Source organism: Methylobacterium sp. J-030 (assembly GCF_022829545.1).
Classification (GTDB): domain Bacteria; phylum Pseudomonadota; class Alphaproteobacteria; order Rhizobiales; family Beijerinckiaceae; genus Methylobacterium.
This window is the reverse complement of the sequence record NZ_JAKSYM010000369.1, coordinates 133,484-158,977: the sequence shown is the minus strand read 5'-3', so window position 1 is coordinate 158,977 and position 25,494 is coordinate 133,484. Positions and strand designations below refer to the sequence as shown.

The following is a 25,494-nucleotide window of genomic DNA, read 5'->3' as shown; positions in this document are numbered from 1 at the left end:
TTGCCGGTGGAGCGGCTGGAGGCGTCGAAGGCGTAGCCGGCGTTGATGCCGAAGTAGGCGCCGGTCCAGGTGAACACCGGCACGGGGGTGAACACCGGCGGCGGCGCGGCCCGGCGCGGCAGGTCGGCGGCCGAGGCGGCCGCCGTCAGGGCGGTGAAGGCAGTCAGCGAGGCGAGGAGCTTGGTCATCGGCGTTGATCCCGTGTTTCGATCTGACGCCAAGGCTACCGATCTCTGAGCAAATTGGCTGTAGTTTTACGGACACACCCGGCGATCATCCGTGGCCATGTTATAGTAAACCGTTCGTGAACATGCGGTTGATCGCCCGAATACATCGGGATGCATCTGGCCGAGCGCATCAACATCTCATCGGCATCTTGGTTGCAGCCGGCCGCGCTGTGACCGCCCACCTGTCGCCCGGAGGTCACACGACGGCGTGCCCGGTCGGCCGCCGACCGGGGCACGCGGGGGGGCCGTAGCCCTCTTCCCGATCGGGCGTGGCGCCAGGCCCGTGTTGTGACGCGCGGCTCCTGCGCCGAACCGGCAGCCGCGTCTGCAAGGCGCGCCCAGCATCGCTCCGACGGCCCGCATCGAACGGCCGCGCGGGCGGCGCAGTTCAGGCCTCGTTCCGCTTCCGACGCCTGCGGGTGGCGGATCGGCAATCGAACCGGCGACCGGCCCCGGCTCGGTCCGCCTGACACGCGCCGCGCGGGCTGCCTGCACAAAGGCGTCAAACACTCTTCCGATACGCGGAGACTGCGCTAATCTCTCCATTGAGACGACATATTCACTGGAGACTCGTAATCATGAGCCGCCTGATCTCTTTTGCCGTGCTGATGGCCGGCTGTGCTGCGATCGCCAGTCCCGCTGCCGCGCTGTCCACCAAGGACTGCTCGGCGAAGTATCAGGCCGCCAAGCAGGCCGGCACGCTCAACGGCCGGAAGTGGAACGACTTCCGCAAGGCGGAGTGCGGCGCGGCGGCCGACGCGTCGAGCAGCACCGTGCCGAACCCGGTCGCGCCGTCCGCATCGACCGCCGCGCCGGCGCCGACCACGACAGCATCAAGAACCGCTCCGGCCCCGGCACCGGCGGCCACCGCCGGGTCCGCGGCTTACCCGCGGGCGGTCGATCCGAAATACGCCCAGGAATCGCCGGGCAAGGCCCGGATGCATACCTGCCTGGACAGCTACAATGCGGCCAAGGCCGCGGGCACCCTGGGCGACGCCAGATGGATCCAGAAGGGCGGCGGCTACTATTCGGCCTGCAACAAGCAGCTCAAGGGATAGGCCCGCCTTCGAGCCCCCCGCGGGCCGCCGGTGGCGATCGGCCGGCCCCGATCGCCTGCGAGCGCGATTGAACCGCGCGCCGCCCCGCCCGTTCCCGTGCCGCAACAGGTGCAGCAGGGAGACCTCATGGTCCTGACGACAATCGCGCGCGCCGGAATCCTCGGCATCGTTCTGGCCGGTCCCGCCGCGGCCCAGATCGTCACCGGCGGCGCCGGCAATACGGGGGTGACCCCGCCGGCCGGCACCGGGGGCGTCGGCCCGGGCGCGCGCGATCTCGGTCCCACGCCGACGACCCGGGGCAACGCGGCCAACCGCAGCAATTCCCCTGTGGTCGGAACGACGCCGGACGTGAATATCGGCGGAACGCCGACCGGCGGCCCGCCGGGAACCGGCGGCACGTCGGGTGGTCCGTCGCTGGACGGCCGCTAGGACGCGCTCCGCCGAAGCGGACACCGGTTCGGCGGCGAGCGTGTCACGACACAGGGTTCGGGCCCTGCGCGACGGCAAGGCGATCGGTCCACGACACGAGACCGGGATGCCCCGGAGCGGATTGTCCAACCCGCGACCGCATCCTGAGGCGCCGGAGCGCAGCGCGGGCCTCGAAGGGGCCCTCCAGGGATCGCGCGGCAGGCCGGAGCCCTCCGTCGAGGCCCGCCGATGCGGGCCCCGCAGGATGAGGGGGTCGGGTGGGATCACCCGATGACGCCGACTGCCGGTGACGGTCGTGCAAAGCGGGCAACGCGGTCGGGCACGGCCCTAGTCGGCCAGCACGGCGATGAGGGAGAACGAGCCGGCGAGCACGAACGTGCCCGCCACCAGGGACGTGATCAGGAGCATGTCGGGAGCCTCGGGCGCCGAACGGCGCAGCTTCCGGAACAACGCGCCGGTGCCGATCCGGTTGCGCGGCCGGAGCCTGTCGGCCGAGCGGATGTCCGCCGCCCCGACGTTGTCGGCGCACCGGCTCTCGCGGGATCGGCCGCGCATCCGCGCGGTGCTTCGATGCCCGAAAGCCGCCGGCGGATGGATCCGTGTCGTGACGGGCAGCTTCGGCGAGCGGCTTTGACATCAGCGGCTCGGGCTGCGATGGCGGCGTCCGGGTCGAATGCCGTTCACGGTCGGCCGATCCCGGAGGGCCACCGGATTCCTCCCGGCGACCGCACCGTCAAGCCCGTTCGGGCTTCGGCCGCAGGCCGGCCGTCGCCTTCACGATCGCCAGGACGCCGGCGCGGGTCGTGGTGTCGGTGATGCTCACGAAGGCCGACACGAGCTCCATCACCTGCGGATCCTCCAGGAAGGTCGTGGCGCCGAGATCGGCCCTGCCCGAAGCCGGCGGACGCGTGAAGAAGGTTTCGACGGGCACCTTCAGAACGTCGGCGATCGCCTGGAGCCGGCCGGCACCGATGCGATTGCGGCCCTTCTCGTACTTCTGCACCTGCTGGAAGCTGACGCCGAGCGCGGTTCCGAGGGCGGCTTGGCTCAAGCCCTGGGCCACCCGCAGCGCGGCGATACGACTGCCGATGGTGCGATCCGCGTCGGTCGCCAGCTTCGGCGCAGGGTGAGCGATCACGGGTGGGGTCATTCGAACGGCACTTTCGGATTGGGGCGGCCAGGGGCGGCCGACGCCTCGATCGTCCCCTAACTCTATAACGCACAATTGAGTTGCGCACATTTGTGCAATCCAGGCGTGCGTCAACCGTCGGCCTCGTCCGTGGCCGGGGCGACGCAGGCCCGACGCGATCCGCGTCGTCCGCCGGACCATGCTCCGGCTGTCTCGAGAGAAGCGCGCGGTGACGCCCTGCGGCGCCGGACCACGGCCCCCGTCGGCTGTGATCTGCGGGGATGTCGGGGGCAACCCCGTTGTTAGCCGACACAGGTTGTTGCGCCGGCCAAGCCGTTAACGCAGCGGGCCTTTCCGCTGCGCAAGATGGGGCAGGCCCAGACAGACGAGCCCGCCATGCACTTCGAGATCCGCTCGACCGGTCGCCACCTGTGGACCTGGGTCCTCCTCGACGAGACCCGGATGCCGGTCCTCGAATCGGACCGGACCTTCGCCTCGCAGATGCAGGCTTCGGCCGCCGCGCTGGCCTTCGTGAGGCTGGTCAGCCGCGCCGGCCGCTCCCTGACCGCCGGGCCCACGGGCGGGCTGATCTGACGCCGCGCCGACCGGCCCGCGCGGGCGCCTGCCACCGCGCTCGGTCCGCGTCCATCCGCCTCGATCCAACAACCCTGTCCGCGCTCGGCGCGCGGCGGATCTGGCGGCGATCGACACGCCGGCCGCGATCCGTGGCCCGCTGGACCGCCGCGCCGCCGGATCCGGCGCGGCCCGATCCCTGCCTGGAGCCAGGCCCGATTGCAACGCGATCGGGCCTGGCTCTATGCGGACGATCAGGTCCCCCGGTTCGGCCCGGGGCGGCCGCGCCGGTTCCGAAGGCTGTGACGCGGCGGGGGTTGTCTCCGCGTCCCGGGCGGATCGGCGTCGATCGGCCGGCACGGCGCCGGGCCATGGCTCAACGGAGGGCCCGATGTTCCTGAGCATCTTCGACGTCTTCAAGATCGGCGTCGGACCGTCGAGCTCGCACACCATGGGGCCGATGCTGGCATCCGCGCGCTTCCTCGAGGCGCTGCGCGCGGCGCGGGCTCGCGCAACCGGCACGGTCGCGTCGCTCCGCATCGAGGCCGTCCTGCACGGAAGCCTCGCCTTTACCGGTCGGGGGCACGCCACGGATCGGGCGGTGATTCTCGGCCTGCTCGGCTTCCGGTCGGATACGCTCGATCCGGACGAGGCCGTGCGCCGCGAGGCCGCACTGCGCGAGACCGGTCGGATCGACGTCGCGGGCCTTCCCCGGATCGACTTCGATGCCGGGTCCGGCGTCGTCTTCGACTACGGGCCGCCCCTGCCGGGCCACGCCAACGGCCTGATCTTCCGGGCCTTCGACGCCGAAGGGGCTCCGTACCTCAGCGAGACCTATTATTCGGTCGGCGGCGGCTTCGTCCTGACCGCGGAGGAATTGTCCGGGGGCGAGATCAAGGCCGTCGATGCCTCCGTGCTCCGCCCCTATCCCTTCGGAAGCGCCGCCGAGATGCTCGCGATGGGCGCGGCGTCGCGGCGCAGCGTGGCGGCCATGAAGCGGGCGAACGAGACGGTCGACCGCAGCGACGCGGAGCTCGAGGCCGGCCTCGATCGGATCTGGGCCGTCATGGACACCTGCATCGAGCGCGGTCTGTCCGCCGACGGGACTCTGCCGGGCGGCCTGAACGTCCGCCGCCGCGCCCGCCGCATCCATCAGGCGCTGCTCGCGGAGCTCGGCTCCAACCGCGTCCAGCCGCACGTCACCAACGATTGGCTGTCGGTCTACGCGATAGCGATCAACGAGGAGAACGCCGGCGGGGGGCGTGTCGTCACCGCGCCGACCAACGGGGCCGCCGGCGTGGTCCCCGCGGTCATCCGCTACTATCGCGACCATTGCATCGGCGCGACCCAAGCCGGCATCCACGATTTCCTGCTGGTGGCCGCGGCGATCGGCGGGCTGATCAAGACCAACGCCTCGATCTCCGGGGCCGAGGTCGGGTGCCAGGGCGAGGTCGGGTCGGCGGCCGCGATGGCGGCCGCCGGCCTCTGCGCCGCGCTCGGCGGCACCAACGAGCAGGTCGAGAACGCCGCGGAGATCGCCCTGGAGCATCACCTCGGCCTCACCTGCGACCCGATCCGCGGACTGGTCCAGGTGCCGTGCATCGAGCGGAACGGCCTCGGCGCGATCAAGGCCGTGGCCGCCGCGTCGCTGGCTTTGCGCGGCGACGGCAGCCACATCATGCCGCTCGACAACTGCATCGAGGCCATGAAGCAGACCGGGCGCGATATGAGCGTCCGGTACAAGGAAACGTCGACCGGCGGTCTCGCCGTCAACCTTCCGGAATGCTGACGGACAGCGCGCGACGGCCGGTTCCGGGCGGCCCGGGGCCGCCACCGCACTCGATGAGGACGATCCGATGGAGACCATCACCGCGGCGCCCGATACGCCCGGGCCGACCGCCTTCGCACCGCCGATGCCGCCGCTGGCGCCGGACCGCGTGGGCGCCCTCGGCGTCCTGGCCGGCCTGCGCCGCAACGCCTATTCCGCCTTCCCGGCCCGGTGCCGCGCGCAGGCGGTCGTCGTGCTGCCCCTGCCCGGCCGCGACATCGTCATCGCCGCCGGACCGCAGGCGATGCGCGACGTGCTGGCCACGCGCCCGGACCTCTACCGGCGCATCGCGGCCGGCGACCGCATCTTCGGGGCCCTCATCGGGCGCGGCGTCGCCGCCAGCGAGGGGCAGGCCTGGCGCCGGCAGCGCCGGACCCTGGCCCCGGCCTTCACGCCCCGCACCGTGACCCTGCTCGCCCCGCACATCGCCGCCTGCGCCGAGGCGGCCCTCGCCCCGCTGGAGGCGTCCCGCGGGGCGCCCGTGGACCTGCTCGGCGTGATGCAGGACCTCAGCCTCGCCGTCGCCTGCACGAGCATGTTCTCGTTGGAGACCGATGCCTTCGGGGCGCAGCTGCGCGGCCTGCTCCAGTCCTACGCCGCCGGCATCGGGCGCCCGCGCGCCAGCGACTTCATCCTGCCGCGCTGGGTGCCGACGCTCACCACGCTCCGCCGGGCGCGCTTCCGCCGGCGCTGGCGGGCGCTCATCGACGCGATCATCGCCCGGCGCCGGGCATCCCAGCCCCCGGGGGCGCCGCGCGATCTCTTCGATCTGCTGTCCGAGGCCTACGGCGATCGGGAGGAGGACCTGCTCGCCGACGAGGTCTCGACCATGATCTTCGCCGGGCACGAGACGACCGGCCTGACGCTGTTCTGGGCCTGCTACCTGCTGGCCAACGCGCCCGACTGGCGCCGCGCCGTCCGGGGGGAGGCGCGGCGGGCGGACCTGTCCCCCGGCGGGGCCGGAGCCGCCGTCGGCGCGCTGCCGCTCACGCGCGCCGTGGTGGACGAGGCCCTGCGGCTCTACCCGCCGGCCTACATGACGGCGCGCCAGGCGGTGGTCGACCACGACCTGTGCGGCGTCCCCGTCCGGCGCGGGGCCATCGTGCTGATGCCGTTCACCCTGCTGCACACCGACCCGCGCCTCTGGGCCTCGCCCGAGCGCTTCGACCCCGGGCGCTTCCTCGGCCCCGGGCGGCCGGATCACCAGGGCTTCCTGCCGTTCGGCACCGGGCCCCGCGTGTGCATCGGGGCGCAACTGGCCACGTCGGAGGCGGTGCTGGTCCTGGCGCGGCTGCTGCGGGACAACGACCTCGTCCTCGACGCGGGCGGGCCGGTGCTCCCGGTCGGCGCCTTCGCCACCCGGCCGAGCCGATCCCCGACCTTCCGCCTGCGCCCCTGCGGCTGAGAGCCGGCCCCGGCCGACCGGGCGTGTCCTCAACGCCCGGCGCGCACGAACGCGGCCTCGGGGGGGCGGACAGCCTTCAGGGCCGTCGGGCGCGTCGTGTCACCGGCCGGCCGGGGTCGCGTGCTCCGCCGCCGGACCCGACGGTCCGAGCGCCGCCATGAACCCCGCGAGGTAAGGCCGCCACAGCTTGGCGTAGCGCAGGGACTGGTGGCCGTGCGTCTCCGGGGAGGCCGGGATCAGCACGAACTGCGCCCCCGGGATCCGCCGGATCGCCGGCTCCATCACCCCGAGCTCGACCGGATTGAGCGCGTCGTCGGCGAAGTTGATCGCCAGGAGCTTCGCCTTGATCTCTCCGAGCCGGGGCGACGGGTCGTAGTCGAACGACGAATCGAACGCGTACAGCCAGTCGTTGGCGTCGACCGTGCCCACGTAGCCGGCGGCGAGCCGGTCGTAGAGCGTGGCCGCCTCGGCGTTGGTCGGCGCCTCCCGCTGCTGGCTGAGCACGCCCTCGGTCATGATGTTGAAGATCGGCAGCACCTGGGTGAACTGCGTCGGCTCCCTGTCGTACGCGCCGTCCTTGAAGCCCGGGTCCGAGCGGATGGCCTCGATCAGCAGGCGCCGCCAGAGCGCGTTGCGTCCGCTGACCGGGATCGGCTGGCTGGCCACCGCCACGAGGCCGTCCATCATGTCAGGGTGGCGCTCGCCCCACATCCAGGTCTGCATCCCGCCCATCGAGGTGCCGATCACCGCCCGCAGGTGTTTGATCCCGAGCCCCTCGGTGACGACGCGGTACTGCCCCTCGACCACGTCGCCGTACCCGTAGCGGGGGAAGCGCCCGCGCAGCCCATCGGAGGGCTTCGACGAGCCGCCGCGGCCGAGCCCGTCGGTCAGGACGACGAAATATTTCGCCGCATCGAGCGGCGCCCCGGGCGCGAACAGCTCCGGGCCCATCGTCGGGGCGAGGAACTGCTTGCCGGTGCCGGTGGTGCCGTGGAGCACCAGCACGGCGTTGTCGATGTCCCCGTTCGCGTCGCGGTGGGGGCTGCCCAGCGTCGTGTAGTGCAGCCGCGCCTCCGGCAGGACGGCGCCGCTCTCCAGCTTGAAGCCCGCGATGGCGAGGTCGGCCTCCTGCCGGTTCGGATAGGATGCCGGCTCGCTCGCCGCGCAGGTCGCGAACGCGATCGCCCCGGCGGCGAGGATCGCGCGCGGGAGGCCGGACCGGCCGTGCGAGGCTGTCGTCGTCATGGCTTCACCTCTCGTCGCTTGCGGCGATACGAACCGCCTGGACCGTCGTGTCGAACGCCCCGGGCGGATCACCGCGCCCGGTACGAGACCCGGACCTCGCCGACGCCTTCGCACGTGCCGTGCAGGACGTCCCCGGGCTTCACCGCGCTCACCCCGGCGGGGGTGCCGGTCATCAGCAGGTCGCCGGGCAGAAGCGCGACGGCCCGCGACAGGCAGGCCAGCGCCTCCGCGACCGACCAGATCATCTGGTTGAGATCGCCGCTCTGCCGGACATCGCCGTTGACGGCGACTGCGATCCGGCCCGTGGCCGGGTGGCCGATGCGGGCGGCGGGGACGATCGGGCTGATCGGGCAGGACCGGTCGAAACCCTTCGACAGGTCCCAGGGACGCCCGAGCCTCTTGGCCTCGGCCTGGACGTCGCGCAGCGTCATGTCGAGGCCGACGGCGTAGCCGTAGACGAGGTCCAGGGCCTCCGCGGCGCTGACATTCGCGCCGCCCCGGCCGAGCGCCGCCACCAGCTCGATCTCGTGGTGGAGGTCGTCGGTCTGCTCCGGGAACGGCAGGTCGCCGCCGCCGGCGACGACCGCGTTGGCCGGCTTGGCGAAGAAGAACGGCGGTTCCCGGTCGGGGTCGTGGCCCATCTCCCGGGCATGGGCGGCGTAGTTGCGGCCGACGCACCAGACCCGCCGCACCGGGAAGGCGGCGGCCTCGCCGCTGACGGGGATGGCCACGACGGCGGGCGGGTCGATCACGTAGCGCATCGCGGGCTTTCTAACCAATCATGCATATTGGTTAGAATGCGCCGTCTGGGGCGTCAAGGCCGCCCCGCCTCCGCGGGCGGCCCCGGCCGCCGGGCGGACATGTGTCGGCGGGCCAACGCGTCATCCGCTTAGGTCCTTGTGCGGCCGCAGGTTTTCGTCGCAAAACCGGCGGCCACCTTTGCGAGACCTGCCTAGACTGATCCGCATGGATTCCGACGCGGCCCCGGTTCTGACGCTTCTCCAGGCTTATCTCGCGAGGACGCGGCTGCCGGCTGACGGCCGGCTGCCGCCGGAGCGGGTTCTGGCCGGGGCGCTCGGGACATCGCGGGGCGAATTGCGGAAGGCGCTGGCAATGATGGAGGCCGACGGCCAGCTCTGGCGCCATGTCGGCAAGGGCACCTTCCTGGGATCGCGGCCCCTGGCGGCGATCGATGACGTGGCGGCCCTGGCGACGGGTGCGACGGCCTCCGACCTCGTCCGGGCCCGGCTGGTGGTCGAGCCCGAACTGGCGGCCCTCGCCGCCCTGCATGCCGGCCCGGCCCATATCGCCGCGCTCTCCGAGGCGCTGCGCGCGAGCCGCCGTCCGGGGCAGACCTGGCGGGGCTACGAACTCCAGGACGCGCGCCTCCACCGGGCGGTCGCCCTCGCCGGCGGGAACCCGCTCCTCCTGTTCCTGTACGATCACCTCGCCGCCATCCGGCGCGTCATGACCTGGGACCGTCCGCGCTCCGCCGAGGAGGGGCCGCCGGCCGATCACCCGTCCTTTGCCGAGCACGACCGGATCGTCGCCGCGATCACCGCGCGGGATCCGGCCGCGGCCCGGCACGAGATGGCCGGCCACGTCGCGGCGGTCCACGCCGCGATGGCGCTGGCCTGACCCGGCGGTCCCGGGCGCTGAGGCCGAGCCTGGAGCGCCCTGCGCCGAAGCGGTCACCGGTTCGGCGCACGCGAGCGCGTCGCAACGGAGGCTTGGCGCCGCGCGATGGCAGCGTGCCGGTGATCCCACCCGCGCCTCATCCCGAGGCAGGCGTCGGCGAAAGCGACGACACCCCCTCGGCCGAGCGATCGACGGTCGGTTCGAGGCCGAGGGGATCCATCGGCGTGGCCCGGGGCGCTCATCCGGGGCCGTCGGGTGCGCCGACCCTCGAATGGCTCGACGGGCTCAACAGCCGCCGCCTGCGCGACCCGATCGGGACGCGCCCGCCCGCCGAGGCCGACGGGCGCTATCATGCTGCGACCGAGCTGCAAGCCTCGGTCGCCGGAGCCAAATCAGACGGCCTCCGGGGAAACCGGCGCGGTTCGGTCGTCGAGATTGCCGCGTCGTGGCCGGTCCGCTTCTTGCTCGCCCCGCAACCGAAGCGTGCAGGCAAGCCTGCCGAACCGGGAGATCCCGTATGCGTCGATCCCTGCACACGGATGAAGAGATCGCCTTCCTGCTGAATGAGGCCGCCCGGGGCATACCGATCGCCGAGATCTGCGCGAGCGCCCATGTCGCGCTCGGCACCTTCTATCGCTGGCGGCGACGGCTCGGCGGGCTGCAGCCCGCCGGCGTGACCCGGCTCGATCGGGTCGAGCGTGAGAACGCCAGCCTCCGGGCGGAAGTGCAGCGGCTCCGCGCCGCCCTGCTGGTGCAGCCGTTACGGCCGCAACCGGAGCGGCCGAGCCCGACGGAGCGCGCGGGCCTGCCCCAGGCGCCGCGCCATCGCGGCGCCGCGGCCTGTGTCGGTCGGTTCGCCTTCGGGCGAAGCGCGAACTGAGGCGCCGGGGCCACCAGGCTCGGCGCGCCGCGGCCGGACGCGTCCCGCCTCAGATCGTCCCCGACGCGGACGCCTGAAGGGCCGATTTGGGCATGAGCATGTGCACGCCCTTGTTGCCGTCCACCGTCTGGGTGATCCGCAGATTCCCGGCGAGCGAGCACAGCATGTAGGCTTGGTTGCGGGTGAGACGTGTGCGCGCGCAGACGAGGCGCACCATCTCGCGCACGGCTTGGCGCATGGCCTCGTCGAGGCTCTCGTGCAGGCCGATCGACATCAGGTCGGTGGGCGTCTCGGCGAAGGGCCACATGCCCGAGAGGTCTTTGCGCACGGTGAGGCGGAACGTGCCGGACAGCCCGGTCTCGAGGGCGGTGATGCAGACCTCTCCGTCGCCCTGCACGCCGTGGCCGTCGCCCGCGTAGAACCCGCCGCCGGGGTTGAACACCGGCAGGTAGAGGGTCGTGCCGACGCGCATCTCCTTGTTGTCCATGTTGCCGCCGAAGGCCCGGGGCACCGGCGTGCCGACCCGACCCCAGGCGGCGGGTGGGGCGGTGCCCAGGATGCCGAAGAACGGGTCGAGCGGCAGCTCCGTGCCCCAGGGCAGCCGGCAGACGCCGCGGGCGGTGTCGATGTCGGCGTGGATCGTCTCGTAGTCGGTGAACTCGTCCGGCAGGGTGCCGAGCAGCGGCAGGATCGCCACGAAGCCCCAATCGAGGCGGAACCTCAGGTCGAGGATGTCGACCTGCAGCATGTCGCCGGGCTCGGCGCCGTCCACATGGACCGGGCCGGTGACGAAATGCGGGCCGGGGCCGCGCTCCAGCGTGTCGAGGGCGTGGAGCAGGTCGGCCGGGACCCGGGCCGGGTCGGGGTGGAGCGACTCGCGCCCGCCCGCCGGGTGGGAGTGCAGGGTGACGGTGTCGCCCGACTGCACCGTCGCGACCGGCGGCAGGGCGGCGTCAAAATAGCCGAGCACCATGGTCTCGGGTGTGGCGGGGATCTCGTGGTGGGTGGACATGGCGTCTCCTTTCGGACGTCAGACGGCGATGTGACGCGTCAGGGCCTCGTGGCTCAGCACCCTGGGATCGCCACGCTCGACGACGCGACCGCGCGACAACACCACGACGGCATCGGCGACCCGGAGGGCGAAGTCGAGGTACTGCTCCACGAGCAGCACGGTGATCCGGCCTTTCAGACCGGCGATCACCGCCTCGATGGCGGCGACGATCGAGGGCTGAATGCCCTCGGTCGGCTCGTCGAGGAGCAGGATGCGGGGCCGGGTGGCCAAGGCCCGCGCGATGGCGAGCTGCTGCTGCTGGCCGCCCGAGAGGTTGCCCCCCGGGCGGTGCCACAGCCCGCGGAGCGCCGGGAACAGGGCGACGGCCTCGTCCACCGCCCCGGTCCGCTCCAGCCCGTGGGCCCGGGCCGCCACCCGCAGGTTCTCGGCGACGGTGAGATCCGAAAAGATCTCGCGCCCCTGCGGCACGTAAGCGAGCCCCGAGCGGGCGCGCCGGTCGGGCGACAGGCGCGTCAGGTCTGTCGCGTCGAGCGCGATCCTGCCGCGGCTTTCCGGGATCAGGCCGGTGAGGCAGCGCAGCAGCGTGGTCTTGCCGGCGCCGTTGCGGCCGAGCACGGCGAGGCAGGCCCCCGGTTCGACCGCGACGGAGACATCACGCAGCACCTGTGCGCTGCCGTAATGCTGATCGAGCCCCGCGACGGCGAGGCATGCGGGCGCGCGCGTCATCGGCCGAGAAAGACCTCGATCACCTGGGCATCGCCCCGCGCGCCCGCCATGCTGCCCTCGTAGAGGGTGCGGCCCTCGTGCAGAACCGTCACCCGGTCGGCGACGGCTTCGACGAAGCCCATATCGTGCTCGATCACCAGGATCGCCCGGTCGGGCCGGCGCAGGGCCCGGATCAGCGCGGCGGTGTGGGCGGTCTCGGCGTCGGAGAGCCCGGCCACGGGCTCGTCGAGGAGGAGGAGCGCGGGCTCCGCCGCGAGCACCATGCCGATCTCCAGCCACTGCTTCTCGCCGTGGGCGAGGCTGCCGGCCGGCACCCTGGCGCGCGGGCCGAGGCCGATCTCGCCGAGGATGGCGGCGATGCGGGCGGGACGCGCCCGCCCGGGAACGGCCGGGCCGCAGCCGATCTCCAGGTTCTCCCGCACGGTGAGCGCCGGGAAGACGCTGGGCTTCTGGAACTTGCGCCGCACGCCGGCCCTGGCGATCGCGGCCTCGGAGCACTGGGTCAGGTCGATCCGGTCGCCGAGCATCACCCGGCCGGAGACCGGCTTGGTGAGGCCGGAGATCACGTCGAGGAGCGTGGTCTTGCCGGCGCCGTTCGGGCCGATCACGGCCCGCACCTCGCCGGGGTCGACCGCCAGAGAGACGGAGTCCAGCGCCGTGAAGCGGCCGAAGGCGACCGTCAGGGCGTCGACCACGAGGGCGCTCACCGGGCCCCCCGCAGCCAGGTCGGGCGCGGGCGCAGGGCCACGAGGTCGAGGAGCCCGTTCGGCAGGACCAGCACCACGAGGAGCACCAGCCCCGATAGGATGAACGGCCACGCCTCCGGCATCGCGGCGCTGAGCCAGAACTTCAGGCCGTTGACGAGGACCGCGCCGATCACCGCCCCGCCGAGCCGCCCGAGCCCGCCGATCGCCACCCAGACGGCGATCTCGATGGAGAGGTCCGGCGCCAGCACCCGCGGGTTGATGATGCCGACCTGCGGAACGTACAGGATGCCGGCGAGCGCGGCGATCATGGCCGAGAGGCACCAGATCCCGAGCTTCAGACGGGTGGTGCTGTAGCCCAGCGTGCGCAGGCGGGTCTCGTCGTCGCGGCAGGCGAGCATCCGCCGCCCGACGGCGCTGCCGACGAGGCGCCGGGTGCCGGCGAGGATTGCGGCGAGCGTCAGGAGAGCGGCGACCGCGAGGCCCGTGACCACGCCGGGGGAGCCCATGGGCCAGCCGAACAGCAGCGGGAACCCGGTCATGCCGTTGTTGCCGCCGAGCCCGGTGTCGTTGCGGTACATCAGCAGCATCGCGACGTAGACGAGGGCCTGGCTGATGATCGAGAAGTACACGCCGTTGACCCGCGAGCGGAACGAGGCGAGCCCGAACACGAAGGCGACGAGGCCGGCGAGCGCCAGCGCCAGGACCAGGGCGTACGGCGCGTGGTCGAGGCCGGTCCAGTAGGCCGGCAGGCTCGTCCAGCCCATGAACTGCACGAAGTCCGGCAGCACGCCGGTGACGGCGACGCCGTGGGCCAGCAGGTGCATGGCGCAGACATAACCGCCGATGGCGAAGAACAGGCCGTGCCCCAGGCTGAGGATCCCGAGATAGCCCCAGACCAGATCGAGGGACACGGCGAGGATCGCGAAGGCGGCGAGCTGGCCCAGCGCGTTGACGAGATACGGGGCGGGCGGCGCCACGACGAGCCCGGCCGCTGCGGCGAGGCAGAGCCCGACGAGGCCGGTGACCAGGGGATCGCGCACGCCGCGCCCGGCCGGTCCGGACGTCGGAGCGCGGTCGGTCTGCACGGCGCCGCTCATCGCCGCCGCCGCGCGGCGAACAGCCCCTCGGGCCGGCGCTGAAGGAACAGGATGATGCCGACGAGCACGATCACCTTGGCGGCGACCGCGCCGGAGATCGGCTCGATCAGCACGTTGGCGCCCCCGACCCCGAGGGCCGCCACCAGGGTCCCGAGGAGGCTGCCGACGCCGCCCAGCACCACCACCATGAAGCTGTCGACGATGAAGCCCGATCCCATGCTGGGATTGACGCTGTAGATCGGGCAGAGCGCTACCCCGGCGAGCCCTGCGAGGCCCGAGCCGAGCCCGAAGGCGAGGCGGTCGACCCGGCGGGTCGGCAGGCCGAGGCAGGCGGCCATGTCGCGGTTCTGGGTCACGGCGCGGATGTCGAGGCCGAGCGGCGTGCGGCGCAGGATCAGGAGCGTCAGGACGAGGGTCGCCGCCGCGAAGGCGATGGCGAAGAGGCGGTTCCAGGTGACGACGAAGTCGGCGTAGAGCGGCACGCCGCCGCTGACGTAGGCCGGCATGACGAATTGCAGGTTCTGGGTGCCGACCGTCACGCGCACGAGGTTCACGAGGAACAGGCTCACCGCCCAGGTGGCGAGCAGGCTCATGAGGGGCCGCCGGTACAGGTGGCGCAGGATCAGCGCCTCGACCACGATCCCCACCAGGGCGACCGTCGCGAAGGCCACCGGGATCGCCGCCACGAGGTAGAGGTCGAGCAGGCCGGGGGCGAGGCGGCGGAAGGCCTCCTGCACGCCGTAGGTGGCGTAGGCGCCGAGCATGATGAACTCGCCCTGGGCGAGGTTGATGACGCCCATCAGGCCGAAGATGATCGCGAGCCCGGCCGCCGCCATGAACAGGATGCTGGCGACGCTCAGCCCGTTGTAGAGCACCGCGAGCCCGTCGCCGACCGCGACCGCGCGCCTGACCTGGCTGAGCCCCGCATCGAGGGCCGCCCGGAAGGCCGGATCGGCCGCGTAGGCGGGATCGCTCTTCAGCGCCGTGAGCCGCGCCTGCGCGGTCCCCGAGGGAGCGGCCGCCACGGCGGCGATGGCCGCCCGGCGCCGGGCCGGATCGGGCGACGACAGGGCGGCCGCCTGGGCGAGGCCGGCGATCGTCCCCCGCAGGGCCGCATCCGTCTCCGCGTCCCGCGCCCGGTCGAGCAGCGCCGCCGGGACGGTGGCGATGCGGCGCTCCACGACCGCCAGCCCGGCGGCGCGGGCGGCCGGATCCGGGCCGGTCAGCAGGGCGACGGTGCCGCGCGCGGTCTCGACGGCGGCGCGCTGGCGCAGGCCCAGGACCGGCGCGCGCGCCTCGGCGGCCGGCCGGAGCGCCCCGGTCAGCGCGTCGTGCCCCTCGGGTGCGCCGGGGCGGTCGAGCAGCAGGGCGCCGTCCGCCGGGCAGGACAGGCGGCGCTCGGCCAGCGCGGCGAGGAGCCGGCCTGCGAAGGTGAGATCGTCCGCGGGCAGGTCGCCGCCGGCCTGGACGAGGCCCTCGGCCGCGCGCACCTGCGCGGCGCCGTCCCCGCACAGCTCCGTCGCGAAGGCCGCCCGGTCGAGGGGCGCGGCGCAGGCCGGAACCGCCAGCAGCGCCAGACAGCAGAGGGCCAGGAGCGCGCGGAGCGGCTCACCCATAGGGGCTGAACGGGACCGGTTTCGGGGCGTTCGGGGATTGCCAGAGCACGTCGAAGCCGCGCTTCTCGTTGACCGAGCCGATGAACACGCCCCGCGAGACGTAGTTGTTCTCCCCCGTCATGGTCAGCGTGTAGCCTGACGGGCCTTCGAAACTCAGACCCGCGAAGGCCTTGCGCACCTCCGGCACCGCGAAGGACCCGGCCTTGGCGGCGGCGAGGGCCCAGAGATGGACGCTGTCATAGGCCGAGACCATCGGGTCGATCACCGTGTCGGCGCTGAACGGGACGTTCTTGGCCTTCACGTAGGCGGCCCAGTCGCCGAGGAACTTCTGGTTGCGCTCGCCCTTGGCAGCCTGCAGATAGGCCCAGCAATTCAGGTGGCCGACGAGCTTGGCGGTATCGAGCCCTTCGAGATCGGCCTCCACCATGTCGAGGCCGAGGATCGGCACGTCGGTGGCACTGATGCCTTGGTTGGCGAACTCGCGCAGGAAGTCGGGGATCGAGGATCCGACCACGGTCAGCACCACGATCGCCTGGCCGCCGGGCTGGCTGGCGAAGCTGCGCACCTGGTTCACCAGCGTCTGGAAGTTCGAGAAGCCGAAGGGCACGTATTCCTCGTGCCACGCGGTCTCGGGGATGCCCTTGCTCTTCCAATACCCCTTGAGCTGCTTGTTGATCGTGCGCGGCCAGACGTAGTCCGAGCCGATCATGAAGAAGCGCTTCGCCCCGACCCCGTCCGGGCCCATCAGGTAGTCGACCGCCGGCAGCACGGAACTCGCGGGCGGCGAGTTCACGTAGACGACGTTCTTGGAGTTCTCGTCGCCCTCGAAGTGAAGCGGGTAGAACAGCAACCCGTCATTCTGCTCGACGACCGGCAGCACCGACTTGCGCGAGACGGAGGTCCAGCAGCCGAACAGGGCCGCGACCTTCTCCTGCTGGAGCATCTGCCGTCCGACCTGCGCGTAGAGCGGCCAATCCGAGGCGGGGTCGGAGGTCATCACCTCGATCGAGCGACCGTTGACGCCGCCACGGCCGTTGATCTCGTCGGCCGCCATCCGGACCACGTAGTTCAACCGGCCCTCGAGATTGGCCATCGTGCCGGATGACGAGAACAGGCAGCCGAGCTTGACGGTGTCGGCCGCGAGGGCCGGGCGGATGAGGGCTGGTGCCGCAAGCAGCGCCGCCGTCCCGACGAAGCTGCGCCGCGTGAGATGCGTCATCGACCCCGAAGCTCCCTTGAACGACGGGTCGATTGTCGGCTGCCATCCGGGCGACGGGAAGGTCAAAGAGACTGCAGGTCGGCGAAGACCTTGCGCATATTGGCGGCATCTGCGCGCGCGCGGGGCGGCTCCGAGTCGAGAACGTCAAAATTGACGATTCGAATCTGCGTCCGTCCGCCGGATCCTGAACGCGACTGTCTTCACGCGCGGACGGCGGTGCTGCGCCGGCGGGGCCCCGTCGCCGGACGCGGCTCAACCGGACGTCGCGCCCCGGGTGGCATGTTTCTTGTCTGGATGCCCGCAGCGCAGCGTCGCCCCCGGCGGCCGCTTCAGGTTGGCGTGCCGTCGAGACCGTGAGGTGCCGGGTGGCCGGATCTCATCGACCGACCTGACACGGCCCCCTGACACGGCCCCAAGCCAGACATCTTCGCGCGCTCGGCCGGAAGCCGGCGCGCACCGCCCGCAAGACCCGACATCCGCCTCCTGAGGAGAGCCGATATGTGCGACCGTCACGGCGATTACCGCGTTCCCGATTTCACGCCCGACTTCTCGCGGTTCAAGCCCAGCCGCAGACGCTTCCTCGGCGGCACCGCCGCCGCGCTGACCTTCGCGGTGGGGCCCGGCATGATGGGCCGGGCCGCGGCGGCCACCGGCATCCGGGCGACCCACGGCACCGGCTTCTGCAACCTGAACTTCTTCCTGACCGAGGCGATGCAACTCGCCAAGGATGACGGGCTGACCATCGACTTCGTCAACACGCCGACCTTCTCGGATCAGGTCACCTTCCTCGGCATGGGCCAGGTCGATGCCGGCGTGATGCCCTACACGAGCTTCATGGCGCTCTACGACGCTGGCGCCCCGGTGAAGATCGTGGCCGGCGGCGGCATCGAGGGCTGCGTGCTCGTGGCCCAGCCCGGCCTCGACAGCCCGGAGAAGCTCAAGGGCAAGACCCTCGGCACCTTCCAGCTCGATACGCTCGAGGTGCTGCCCTACGACTGGCTGAAGAAGAACGGCGTCGCCTTCAAGGACATCACGGTCCGCTACATGGGCTCGACCCCGGAGGCCGTGGAGGCGTTCCGCGCCGGGGCGCTCGACATCATCTCGACGATCGAGCCCTACGGCACGGCGCTGCTCACGGACGTGAAGGGCGCGGTGAAGCTCTCCGACGGCACCGACATCTACGGCAAGGGCTACACCGACTGCGTGCTGGCCGTGCGCAACGAGCTGATCGCCCAGAACCCGGGCGCCGTGAAGGCCCTGATCAAGGGCATGATGAAGGCCCAGGCGATGGCGGAGAGCGATCCCCAGGCCGCCCTGAACACGCTCGTGGGCTCCTACTACAAGACCTCGATGCACAACGCCCAGCTCGCCATGGGCCGGCAGCCCTCGGTGGTGGACGCCCGCAACCAGACGCAGTTCATCCTCGACCGGACCGATTCCGTCGCCGAGATGGGCTACATCAAGAAGAAGCCCGGCCGCGACGCGATCGACTGGACCCTGCTCGAACAGGTCATCGCCGAGAACCCGGATCTCTACGGCAAGCTCAAGTTCAAGTCGGCCTGAGCGGCATGGCCGTCGATCTCGCCCGCGCGCCCGCCGTCCCGCACGGACCGGCGCGCCTCCCCCTCGGCCGGCGGATCGCGCTGCCCGAGGGGTTCGTCCCGCTCCTGCAGCGGATCGGCTGGATGCTGGTCTCGGTCGGCTGCTTCGCCGGCCTGTGGGAGCTACTCTGGGCGCTCGGCATCGCCGACGCCAAGCTGCTGCCGCCGCCCCACATCTTCCTCGGCAACCTCGCCGAGCAGGCGCGTTACTTCAACACCGCCCAGCGCTGGCAGATCGGCACCGGGATGAATGCCGGGCCGAGCCCCGCCATGGCGGTGCTGATCACGGTGCTCGCCTCCACCGGCCGGGTGCTGGCGGGCCTGTTCCTGGCCGCGACCCTGTCGATCCTGGTCGGCGTGGCGATCCGCTACGTCGTGCTGTTCGAGCGGCTGACGCTGCCGACCATCACGCTGCTCGCCCCGGTCTCGCCGATCGCGTGGCTGCCGGTGGCGATCTTCATGTTCGGGATCGGCAACGCCCCGGCGATCTTCATGGTGTTCATCGCCCTGTTCTTCACGATGGTGCTCTCGACCATCCACCAGATCGACGGGGTCAACCGGAACTACATCAACGTCGCCCGGACCATGGGGGCGTCGAAGCGCCAGATCTACGCGCGGGTGATCGTGCCCGCGATCCTGCCGGGGCTGCTCGCGGTTCTGCGCCTCAACCTGTTCGGCGCCTGGATGGTGGTGCTCGTCGCGGAGGCAACCGGCGTCGGCTACGGGCTCGGCCAGGTGATCATGCTGGCGCGCAACACCTTCAACCCGTCGCTCGTGTTCTTCACCATCACGCTGATCGGCCTGCTGGGCTTCGCCTTCGACCTGCTGTTCCGGGTGATCCAGCGGCGGATGCTCTACTGGCTGCCGCGCGGCGCGGGGTCGTCCCTTGGTCTTTGATCCCGCTTCCGACGACGCCGTCTCCTGCCGCGGCGTCGCCAAGGTCTGGGCGGCCGGCACCGCCCGCGCCCACGAGGCCCTGCGCGACATCGACCTGACCGTGCGCCCCGGCGAGTTCGTGGTGTTCCTCGGCCCCTCGGGCTGCGGGAAGAGCACGCTGCTCTACCTGATCGCCGGGCTCGAGGCCGTCTCCGGGGGCGAGCTCCTGGCCTTCGGCGCGGCCGTCACCGGGCCGTCGCCGGAGCGCAGCCTGATCTTCCAGGAGACCTCGCTGCTGCCCTGGCTCAGCGTCTGGCAGAACGTCAGCTTCGGCCTGTCGCTGAAGGGCGTGCCGGAGGCCGAGCGCCGGAGCATCGCGCGGGCTGCGCTCCAGCGGGTCGGCCTCGCCGAGGCCTTCGACAAGCGGCCGGACGAATTGTCCGGCGGCATGCGCCAGCGGGTGGCGGTGGCCCGGGCGCTCGCCATGCGCCCGAAGGTGCTCCTGATGGACGAGCCCTTCGCGGCCCTCGACGTCCAGACCCGCCAGAAGATGCAGGATTTCCTGCTCGACGTCTGGCGCGACAGCGGCGCCTCGGTGCTGTTCGTGACCCACCACATCGACGAGGCGGTGGCGCTCGCCGACCGGGTGGTGGTGTTCACCGCCCGCCCCGGGCGGATCAAGACGATCGTCCGCAACGATCTGTCCCGCCCGCGCGACCCGTTCTCCCCCGAGGCCGAGGCGATGCGCCGGCATCTCACCGAGCTCCTGCGCGACGAGGTCGACCGGGCCTTCGCCGAGCAGGAAGCGCTCGTCTGACACCTTCCCCAACACGGACACGACCATGGCCACATCGCTGATCCGCAGCCGGCGGATGATCACCCGCACCCTCGACCACGATCGCTGGGAGGAGATCGCCGACGGGGCGGTGCTGCAGAAGGACGGGATCATCGCGGCGGTCGGCAGCTACGCGGACCTGCACGGGCGCTATCCCGACGCCCCCGTGATCGGCTCCGGCCGCGAGATCCTGCTGCCGGGCTTCGTCAACGGTCACCACCATGTCGGCCTGACGCCGGTGCAGCTCGGCTCCCCCGACATGCCGCTGGAGCTGTGGTTCGTCACCCGCATGGTGGCGCGCAACCTGAACCTCTACCTCGACACCCTGTACTCGGCCTTCGAGATGGTGGGCTCGGGGATCACCACGGTCCAGCACATCCACGGCTGGATGCCCGGCAGCCTGGAGGAGGTCGAGGCGCGCTCCAACGAGGTGCTGCGCGCCTATCGCGACATCGGCATGCGGGTCTCGTACTGCTTCGCGGTCCGCGACCAGAACCGCCTCGTCTACCAGGCCGACAGGGACTTCGTGGCGAGCCTGCCGGCGCCGCTGCAGGACCCGATGAAGCGCTGGTTCGAGCGCTTCCGGATGTCCCTGGAGGATAATTTTTCGCTGTTTCGCAGCCTGCATGCCGGCCAGGAGGGCGCCTCGCGGGCCAAGATCCAGCTCGCCCCCGCCAACCTCCACTGGTGCTCAGACGCGGCCCTCGAAGGCTTGGCAGGTCTGTCCGAATCCTACGCCGTGCCGATGCACATGCACCTCGTCGAGACCGCCTACCAGAAGGCCTATGCGGAGAAGCGCGGCGGCGGCACCGCCGTCGAATATCTCGACCGGTTCGGCATGCTCGGGCCCCGCCTGACGCTCGGCCACGGGGTCTGGCTCAACGAATCCGACATCGACCGGGTGGCCGCGACCGGCACCTGCATCTGCCACAACTGCTCCTCGAACTTCCGGCTGCGCTCCGGCGTGGCGGCGCTCAACCGCTTCGAGGCCAAGGGCATCAACACGGCGATCGGCCTCGACGAGGCCGGCATCAACGACGACCGCGACATGCTCCAGGAGATGCGCCTCGTGCTGCGCGCCCACCGGGTGCCCGGCATGGACGAGGCCGACGTGCCGAGCATGGCCCAGGTGCTGCGGATGGCCACCGTCGGGGGCGCCCGCACCACCCCCTACGGCGACAGCCTCGGCACGATCGAAGTGGGCAAGGGCGCCGACATGGTCCTGATCGACTGGGACCAGATCGCCTACCCCTATCTCGACCCAGAGACGCCGCTCCTCGACGCGGTGATCCAGCGGGCCAAGACCGGCGGCGTCACCACGGTCCTGTGCGAGGGCGAGGTGCTGTACGCCGACGGGCGCTTCACCCGGGTCGACCGCGACGCCGCCCTGAAGGCGCTCCACGACGACCTGTCGCGGGCGCTCTCCGACGACGAGGTCGAGCGGCGCCAGCTCTCCAAGGCCCTGCTGCCGCACGCGAAACGCTTCTACGCCGACTACATCGACCCGTCGCGGCACGAGCCGTTCTACCGCCCGAGCTCGCGCGTCTGACGGCGTGCGGCTCCTCCTCATCAATCCGAACACCTCGGCCGCCATGACGGCCCGGATGGAGCGGGCGGCCGCCGCCACGCTTGCCCCGGACGTGGCGCTCACCGCGCTGACGGCGGCGCGGGGCCTGCCCTACATCGCGAGCCGCGCGGAGGCGCAGCTCGCGGGTTCCGCGGTGCTGGAGACCCTGGCGGAGCATCAGGCCGGCTTCGACGCCGCCGTGATCGCGGCCTTCGGCGATCCCGGCCTGATCGCGGCACGGGAGCTTTTCAACCTGCCGGTCGTCGGCATGGCTGAGGCGGCGATGCTGACCGCCTGCCTGCTCGGCCAGCACTTCGGTATCGTGACCTTCTCGGGCACGCTGCTGCCCTGGTACGAGGATGCGGTCGCGCTGTCCGGCCTGTCGGCCCGCTGCGCCTGCGTCCGGGCGGTCGAGGCCGCCTTCCGCTCGGTCTCGGAGGTGCAGCACGAGCTGGAGGCCGAGATCGTCGCCCTGGCCAACCGGGCCGTCACCGAGGATGGGGCCGACGCGGTGATCCTGGCCGGGGCCCCGCTCACCGGCCTCGCCGCCCGGATCGCCGATGCGGTTCCGGTGCCGCTGGTCGATCCGCTGGCGGCTGCCCTCGGCCAGGCGCAGGCCCTGGTCCGGCTCGGCGCACGGTCGCCACGGGCGGGACGCTTCGCCCGGCCCCCGGCCAAGCCCGCCACCGGCCTCGCGCCGGCTCTGCGGCGCTGGATCGAGTGGCGTGACGGGGACGAGCCCTGATGCCGGACCGCGAGGCGCCCGACGCATCGCGGATCGACGAGGGTCGGTATGGGCCGCACGCTCAGGCCGGCGCGAACACGGTGCCCCAGCCGGTGATCGCCGCGCAGTCCAGCCCGGCGAGATCCATCGCCTTCCACAGGCTGACCGCGACGGAATCGTAGACCGGGATCCCGAGTTCCGCCTCGAGGGCGGCCGCGAGGGCGGCACCCGCGAGGTTGGTGCAGACGATGGCTGCCGCTTCGGCGCCCTCGCCCGCGACGGCGCGCACCATCGCGGCGATCTCGGCTTCCCCGGCCTCCGCGAAGGCGAAATTCTCCGACAGGCCGAGATGGCGCTCGGCCGAGCAGTCGAACCCGTCGGCCTGCCAGTTCGCCTGGATCCGCGCCTGGACATCCCCCGTATAGGGCGTCACCAGCCCGACGCGCCCGATCCCCCGCCGCCGGAACAGATCGCGGAAGGCCAGCGCCGAGGTCGAGGCTGGGATCCCGGTCTGCCGCGTGATCGCCGCGGACAGGGCCACATCGTTCGCGAAGCCGAGCCATGCGCCCGCGGTGCCGTTCCACAGGATCGCGGCGACGCGGGCGTCGGCCAGCAGCTCGGCGGCGGCCAGCATCGGCGCCGCATCGAACTGGCCGAGGGCGGCGGTCGACAAGCCGATCTGGGTCACCCGCAGGCGCGCGAAGTGAGCGGTGATCCCGGGCTGCCCGGCCAGCAGGCGCGCCGTCATCGGTTCGAGGACGCTGTTCGAGGACGGCGTCAGCATCCCGAGCCGGACCGCCTGCGGTGTCTTCGTCATCCCGATCCGTCTTCGCTGGGGCTCGGCGCGAGCCCGGCTCCCACCCGTGGCAAGGATCGTTCCGCCGTGCCGTCCACGATCCAGCGCGTCGTCAGCGCGGTCGAGATCGGCGAGGTCGAGATCGGCGCGGCCAGGACCGTCGCGGCCAGGACCGTCGTGGCCATGACCGTCGCAGCCCGGAGCGCATCCGCGAGCGGCCGTGCTGCCCGGGCACGCGGGGCGACCGCGCGGGATCGCGCATGGGGTGTTCGAGAAGCACGCCGCCGCGCGCAGGTGGGCACGCCGCGCAGGGACGCGTTCTGCCGCGTCACGCCGGACTTCCGGTGGCTGGATGCCTCCGTGTTCGACGGCGCGGGCAGCCCCAAGCACACGCGCGGCGTCACGAACGAGGACGGCATCGACGTCGTCGGCCTGCCGTGGCTGAACACCTGGGGATCGGGCCGCTTCTGTGCGGTCGGCCGCGATGCCGAACACGGCGTGCAGGTCATCCGGAAGCGCCTGGGTGCCGAGCGGTTCGCCGTCACGTTCGCCGTGTGAACCGATCCGACCAGGGGCTGACCGCCGCAGGCCGCCACCCTTCCGGTCCGTCGGCCGCCCTGCCGCGGGCCCGCCACACCCTGCTGCCGAGCATGGTCAGCCGGTTCGAGGCGTTGAGCGTTCCGACACCATGGCGTCGCGCAGGTTCGCACCGACCCTTTCCGTCGCATGCCGCGCCCGCGGAATGCGCCCGGGACCCAGCCCACGACGCCGCGAAGCGCGTATCGGGATCACCCTGTGCCGCGCGCTCGGCCAAACGCCTTGAAGGGGCTGGGGCGCGGGCTCCTTGGAAACCCTTCGATCCCCGCGCCGTCGCGCGTCCCGCCCGCGCCCTCAGGGCGCCACGGCGAGGCGCGAGAAGCTCGCCGCGCTCGCAAAACCCGCGAAGACCGCCCCGAGCCCCATCGCCACCGCCGGCCCGTGCGTCTGCGCGAGGGCGAAGCAGGCCGCGACCAGGGCGGCGCCGAGCGTCTGGCCGAGAAGCCGCGCCGTGGCGACGATCCCGCTCGCCCCGCCCGAGCGGGCCGGCGGCGCGCTCGTCATGATGGCGCGCATGTTCGGGGCCTGGAAGAAGCCGAACCCGGCCCCGCAGACCGCCATCCGCCAGACGATGTCCGCCACGTCCGGATCCGCGGGCAGCCCTGCGAGCAGCCCCATGCCGAGGGCGAGACCGGCGAGCCCGATCCCGCCGAGCAGGCCGGGGGCGTAGCGGTCCGAGAGGCGCCCGGCCACCGGCGCCATCAGCGCGACCACCACCGGCCAGGGCGTCATCAGGAAGCCGGTCTCGACCTGCGAGCGGCCGAGCGTGTGCTGGAACAGGAAGGGCAGCGAGACGAAGGCCAGCCCCTGCGCCGCGAAGGCGCAGACCGCGGTCAGCGCCGACAGCGCGAAGAGCGGCCGCTTCAGGAGATCGGCGGCCAGCATCGGCGCCGGGTGGCCGGCCTGGCGGCGCAGGAGCAGGGCGAAGCAGGCGAGCGACCCGCCGAGTTCCGGCAGGATGCGCCCGAGCGGCCCCGCGTGGGCGGCCTCGCCCAACCCGAGCACGAGGAGCGCGAAGGCGGCGGCGTTGAGCAGGGCGCCCGGCCGGTCGAACGCGTGCCCGGACCGTCCGGTCTCCGGCAGCGCGGTCCAGGCCAGCGCCAGGGCGCCGAGGCCGATCGGGACGTTGACGGCGAACAGCCAGGGCCAGGGTGCGGCCAGCAGGATCAGCGAGGCCACGGTCGGCCCCACCGCGAAGCCGACGCCGACCACGAAGGCGTTGAGCCCGACGCCGCGGCCGAGCTGATGCGCGGGATAGATGAAGCGGATCAGCGCGATGTTGACCGCCATCAGCGCGCTCGCCCCGATCCCCTGGAGCACGCGCGCGGCCACCAGCGTCGGCAGGGACCAGGCCAGGGCGCAGACCAGCGAGGCGCCGGTGAACAGCAGGAGGCCGGCGACGTAGACCCGCCGCTGGCCGACGATCTCGCCGAGCGCCGCCATCGGCAGCAGGGTCGACACCACCGCGAGCTGATAGGCGGTCACGATCCAGACCGAGGCGCCGGGATCGACCCCGAGATCCGCCGCGATGGTGGGCAGGGCGGTGTTGGCGATGGCGGTGTCGAGCGTGGCGAGGGCCACTCCGGTCAGCACCGCGGCCATCGCCCGGCCGCGCCGGCCCTCCGGTTCCCCGTCGCGCGCCGTCGTGGTCGGGTCCGCGATCAGGACGGTCATGCAGAGGCGATCGGGCGCTGGGAGCGGGTCAGGAT

The 25,494-nt window shown here is 72.2% G+C and carries 24 protein-coding genes and 2 pseudogenes; 13 read left to right on the top strand and 13 right to left on the bottom strand.

What is annotated here, in order from left to right; genetic code table 11:
* Nucleotides 1–188, bottom strand: a pseudogene (locus MKK75_RS29725) (porin family protein); the annotation flags it as partial.
* A 617-nt stretch (nucleotides 189–805) separates the two neighbouring features.
* On the opposite strand from MKK75_RS29725, the gene MKK75_RS29720 reads away from it, so the two are divergent.
* Together MKK75_RS29720 and MKK75_RS29715 are read left to right on the top strand one after the other, a co-directional pair.
* A complete protein-coding gene (locus MKK75_RS29720; RefSeq protein ID WP_244046080.1) occupies nucleotides 806–1,285 on the top strand; it encodes a hypothetical protein in 480 nt (159 codons plus the stop codon).
* A gap of 126 nt (nucleotides 1,286–1,411) precedes the next feature.
* Nucleotides 1,412–1,714, top strand: coding sequence for a hypothetical protein (locus MKK75_RS29715; RefSeq protein WP_244046079.1), 303 nt, complete (start codon nucleotides 1,412–1,414; stop codon nucleotides 1,712–1,714).
* Between the two features lie 327 nt (nucleotides 1,715–2,041).
* Here MKK75_RS29715 and MKK75_RS29710 read toward each other — a convergent pair whose 3' ends face one another.
* Nucleotides 2,042–2,269: a hypothetical protein gene (locus MKK75_RS29710; protein WP_244046078.1), complete on the bottom strand. Its 228-nt coding sequence runs from the start codon at nucleotides 2,267–2,269 to the stop codon at nucleotides 2,042–2,044.
* Nucleotides 2,270–2,447: 178 nt separating this feature from the next.
* On the bottom strand, nucleotides 2,448–2,852 hold the full coding sequence (locus MKK75_RS29705; protein ID WP_244046077.1) for a helix-turn-helix domain-containing protein: 405 nt from the start codon (nucleotides 2,850–2,852) through the stop codon (nucleotides 2,448–2,450).
* Nucleotides 2,853–3,239: 387 nt separating this feature from the next.
* Here MKK75_RS29705 and MKK75_RS29700 point away from each other — a divergent pair, with 387 nt between their 5' ends.
* The 3 genes from MKK75_RS29700 (at nucleotide 3,240) to MKK75_RS29690 (ending at nucleotide 6,649) form a co-directional block, all read left to right on the top strand.
* Entirely contained in the window at nucleotides 3,240–3,437 is a 198-nt protein-coding gene (locus tag MKK75_RS29700; RefSeq protein WP_244046076.1) for a hypothetical protein, read from the top strand.
* Between the two features lie 370 nt (nucleotides 3,438–3,807).
* Nucleotides 3,808–5,205 carry an L-serine ammonia-lyase gene (locus MKK75_RS29695; protein ID WP_244046075.1) on the top strand — a complete coding sequence of 466 codons (1,398 nt, stop codon included), beginning with the start codon at nucleotides 3,808–3,810 and terminating at the stop codon, nucleotides 5,203–5,205.
* 67 nt (nucleotides 5,206–5,272) lie between these two features.
* Complete coding sequence (locus tag MKK75_RS29690; RefSeq protein ID WP_244046074.1) at nucleotides 5,273–6,649, top strand: cytochrome P450; 1,377 nt, start codon at nucleotides 5,273–5,275, stop codon at nucleotides 6,647–6,649.
* Nucleotides 6,650–6,748: 99 nt separating this feature from the next.
* Here MKK75_RS29690 and MKK75_RS29685 read toward each other — a convergent pair whose 3' ends face one another.
* Both MKK75_RS29685 and MKK75_RS29680 read right to left on the bottom strand, forming a co-directional pair.
* Entirely contained in the window at nucleotides 6,749–7,894 is a 1,146-nt protein-coding gene (locus MKK75_RS29685) for an alpha/beta fold hydrolase (protein ID WP_244046073.1), read from the bottom strand.
* A 68-nt stretch (nucleotides 7,895–7,962) separates the two neighbouring features.
* Nucleotides 7,963–8,655: a fumarylacetoacetate hydrolase family protein gene (locus tag MKK75_RS29680; protein ID WP_244046072.1), complete on the bottom strand. Its 693-nt coding sequence runs from the start codon at nucleotides 8,653–8,655 to the stop codon at nucleotides 7,963–7,965.
* Between the two features lie 205 nt (nucleotides 8,656–8,860).
* Here MKK75_RS29680 and MKK75_RS29675 point away from each other — a divergent pair, with 205 nt between their 5' ends.
* Both MKK75_RS29675 and MKK75_RS29665 read left to right on the top strand, forming a co-directional pair.
* Nucleotides 8,861–9,532, top strand: a complete 672-nt coding sequence (locus MKK75_RS29675) for a FadR/GntR family transcriptional regulator (protein ID WP_244046071.1) — start codon at nucleotides 8,861–8,863, stop codon at nucleotides 9,530–9,532.
* Nucleotides 9,533–10,049: 517 nt separating this feature from the next.
* Nucleotides 10,050–10,412: a transposase gene (locus tag MKK75_RS29665; protein ID WP_244046070.1), complete on the top strand. Its 363-nt coding sequence runs from the start codon at nucleotides 10,050–10,052 to the stop codon at nucleotides 10,410–10,412.
* A gap of 49 nt (nucleotides 10,413–10,461) precedes the next feature.
* Here MKK75_RS29665 and MKK75_RS29660 read toward each other — a convergent pair whose 3' ends face one another.
* The 6 genes from MKK75_RS29660 to MKK75_RS29635 are packed head-to-tail and all read right to left on the bottom strand — an operon-like array spanning nucleotide 10,462 to nucleotide 16,789.
* Nucleotides 10,462–11,424 carry an acetamidase/formamidase family protein gene (locus tag MKK75_RS29660; protein WP_244046069.1) on the bottom strand — a complete coding sequence of 321 codons (963 nt, stop codon included), beginning with the start codon at nucleotides 11,422–11,424 and terminating at the stop codon, nucleotides 10,462–10,464.
* A gap of 18 nt (nucleotides 11,425–11,442) precedes the next feature.
* Entirely contained in the window at nucleotides 11,443–12,150 is a 708-nt protein-coding gene (gene urtE / locus MKK75_RS29655; RefSeq protein WP_244046068.1) for an urea ABC transporter ATP-binding subunit UrtE, read from the bottom strand.
* A complete protein-coding gene (locus tag MKK75_RS29650) occupies nucleotides 12,147–12,857 on the bottom strand; it encodes an ATP-binding cassette domain-containing protein (protein ID WP_244046067.1) in 711 nt (236 codons plus the stop codon). The genes urtE and MKK75_RS29650 overlap by 4 nt, the downstream gene beginning before the upstream one ends.
* Complete coding sequence (gene urtC / locus MKK75_RS29645; RefSeq protein ID WP_244046066.1) at nucleotides 12,854–13,954, bottom strand: urea ABC transporter permease subunit UrtC; 1,101 nt, start codon at nucleotides 13,952–13,954, stop codon at nucleotides 12,854–12,856. Before urtC ends, MKK75_RS29650 begins: the two co-directional genes overlap by 4 nt.
* Complete coding sequence (gene urtB / locus MKK75_RS29640) at nucleotides 13,951–15,570, bottom strand: urea ABC transporter permease subunit UrtB (RefSeq protein ID WP_244046065.1); 1,620 nt, start codon at nucleotides 15,568–15,570, stop codon at nucleotides 13,951–13,953. The genes urtC and urtB overlap by 4 nt, the downstream gene beginning before the upstream one ends.
* Nucleotides 15,563–16,789, bottom strand: coding sequence for a transporter substrate-binding protein (locus tag MKK75_RS29635; RefSeq protein WP_244046064.1), 1,227 nt, complete (start codon nucleotides 16,787–16,789; stop codon nucleotides 15,563–15,565). The genes urtB and MKK75_RS29635 overlap by 8 nt, the downstream gene beginning before the upstream one ends.
* Nucleotides 16,790–17,287: 498 nt before the next feature.
* Here MKK75_RS29635 and MKK75_RS29630 point away from each other — a divergent pair, with 498 nt between their 5' ends.
* Genes MKK75_RS29630 through MKK75_RS29610 form a run of 5 tightly spaced genes read left to right on the top strand, consistent with a single transcriptional unit; the run spans nucleotide 17,288 to nucleotide 22,413 of the window.
* Entirely contained in the window at nucleotides 17,288–18,352 is a 1,065-nt protein-coding gene (locus MKK75_RS29630; RefSeq protein ID WP_244046063.1) for an ABC transporter substrate-binding protein, read from the top strand.
* A 5-nt stretch (nucleotides 18,353–18,357) separates the two neighbouring features.
* Entirely contained in the window at nucleotides 18,358–19,287 is a 930-nt protein-coding gene (locus MKK75_RS29625) for an ABC transporter permease (RefSeq protein ID WP_244046062.1), read from the top strand.
* Nucleotides 19,277–20,083, top strand: a complete 807-nt coding sequence (locus tag MKK75_RS29620) for an ABC transporter ATP-binding protein (RefSeq protein WP_244046061.1) — start codon at nucleotides 19,277–19,279, stop codon at nucleotides 20,081–20,083. The genes MKK75_RS29625 and MKK75_RS29620 overlap by 11 nt, the downstream gene beginning before the upstream one ends.
* Nucleotides 20,084–20,108: 25 nt before the next feature.
* Entirely contained in the window at nucleotides 20,109–21,650 is a 1,542-nt protein-coding gene (locus tag MKK75_RS29615) for an amidohydrolase family protein (RefSeq protein ID WP_244046060.1), read from the top strand.
* A 4-nt stretch (nucleotides 21,651–21,654) separates the two neighbouring features.
* Entirely contained in the window at nucleotides 21,655–22,413 is a 759-nt protein-coding gene (locus MKK75_RS29610; RefSeq protein WP_244046059.1) for an aspartate/glutamate racemase family protein, read from the top strand.
* A gap of 61 nt (nucleotides 22,414–22,474) precedes the next feature.
* Here MKK75_RS29610 and MKK75_RS29605 read toward each other — a convergent pair whose 3' ends face one another.
* Nucleotides 22,475–23,209: an aspartate/glutamate racemase family protein gene (locus tag MKK75_RS29605; RefSeq protein WP_244046058.1), complete on the bottom strand. Its 735-nt coding sequence runs from the start codon at nucleotides 23,207–23,209 to the stop codon at nucleotides 22,475–22,477.
* A gap of 309 nt (nucleotides 23,210–23,518) precedes the next feature.
* Between MKK75_RS29605 and MKK75_RS29600 the strand changes: the two are divergent.
* A pseudogene (locus MKK75_RS29600) lies at nucleotides 23,519–23,746 on the top strand (FAD-dependent oxidoreductase); the annotation flags it as partial.
* Between the two features lie 333 nt (nucleotides 23,747–24,079).
* On the opposite strand, the gene MKK75_RS29595 reads toward MKK75_RS29600, so the two are convergent.
* Entirely contained in the window at nucleotides 24,080–25,459 is a 1,380-nt protein-coding gene (locus tag MKK75_RS29595) for an MFS transporter (protein WP_244046057.1), read from the bottom strand.
* Nucleotides 25,460–25,494: the final 35 nt, after the last annotated feature.

Coding starts and splice junctions, on each gene's coding strand:
- urtE (WP_244046068.1), bottom strand. CDS start 12,150: ATGACGCGCGCGCCCGCATGCCTCGCCGTCGCGGGGCTCGATCAGCAT.
- MKK75_RS29710 (WP_244046078.1), bottom strand. CDS start 2,269: ATGCGCGGCCGATCCCGCGAGAGCCGGTGCGCCGACAACGTCGGGGCG.
- MKK75_RS29630 (WP_244046063.1), top strand. CDS start 17,288: ATGTGCGACCGTCACGGCGATTACCGCGTTCCCGATTTCACGCCCGAC.
- MKK75_RS29675 (WP_244046071.1), top strand. CDS start 8,861: ATGGATTCCGACGCGGCCCCGGTTCTGACGCTTCTCCAGGCTTATCTC.
- urtB (WP_244046065.1), bottom strand. CDS start 15,570: ATGGGTGAGCCGCTCCGCGCGCTCCTGGCCCTCTGCTGTCTGGCGCTG.
- MKK75_RS29685 (WP_244046073.1), bottom strand. CDS start 7,894: ATGACGACGACAGCCTCGCACGGCCGGTCCGGCCTCCCGCGCGCGATC.
- urtC (WP_244046066.1), bottom strand. CDS start 13,954: ATGAGCGGCGCCGTGCAGACCGACCGCGCTCCGACGTCCGGACCGGCC.
- MKK75_RS29595 (WP_244046057.1), bottom strand. CDS start 25,459: ATGACCGTCCTGATCGCGGACCCGACCACGACGGCGCGCGACGGGGAA.
- MKK75_RS29720 (WP_244046080.1), top strand. CDS start 806: ATGAGCCGCCTGATCTCTTTTGCCGTGCTGATGGCCGGCTGTGCTGCG.
- MKK75_RS29635 (WP_244046064.1), bottom strand. CDS start 16,789: ATGACGCATCTCACGCGGCGCAGCTTCGTCGGGACGGCGGCGCTGCTT.
- MKK75_RS29660 (WP_244046069.1), bottom strand. CDS start 11,424: ATGTCCACCCACCACGAGATCCCCGCCACACCCGAGACCATGGTGCTC.
- MKK75_RS29680 (WP_244046072.1), bottom strand. CDS start 8,655: ATGCGCTACGTGATCGACCCGCCCGCCGTCGTGGCCATCCCCGTCAGC.
- MKK75_RS29690 (WP_244046074.1), top strand. CDS start 5,273: ATGGAGACCATCACCGCGGCGCCCGATACGCCCGGGCCGACCGCCTTC.
- MKK75_RS29700 (WP_244046076.1), top strand. CDS start 3,240: ATGCACTTCGAGATCCGCTCGACCGGTCGCCACCTGTGGACCTGGGTC.
- MKK75_RS29665 (WP_244046070.1), top strand. CDS start 10,050: ATGCGTCGATCCCTGCACACGGATGAAGAGATCGCCTTCCTGCTGAAT.
- MKK75_RS29695 (WP_244046075.1), top strand. CDS start 3,808: ATGTTCCTGAGCATCTTCGACGTCTTCAAGATCGGCGTCGGACCGTCG.
- MKK75_RS29605 (WP_244046058.1), bottom strand. CDS start 23,209: ATGACGAAGACACCGCAGGCGGTCCGGCTCGGGATGCTGACGCCGTCC.
- MKK75_RS29715 (WP_244046079.1), top strand. CDS start 1,412: ATGGTCCTGACGACAATCGCGCGCGCCGGAATCCTCGGCATCGTTCTG.
- MKK75_RS29615 (WP_244046060.1), top strand. CDS start 20,109: ATGGCCACATCGCTGATCCGCAGCCGGCGGATGATCACCCGCACCCTC.
- MKK75_RS29625 (WP_244046062.1), top strand. CDS start 18,358: ATGGCCGTCGATCTCGCCCGCGCGCCCGCCGTCCCGCACGGACCGGCG.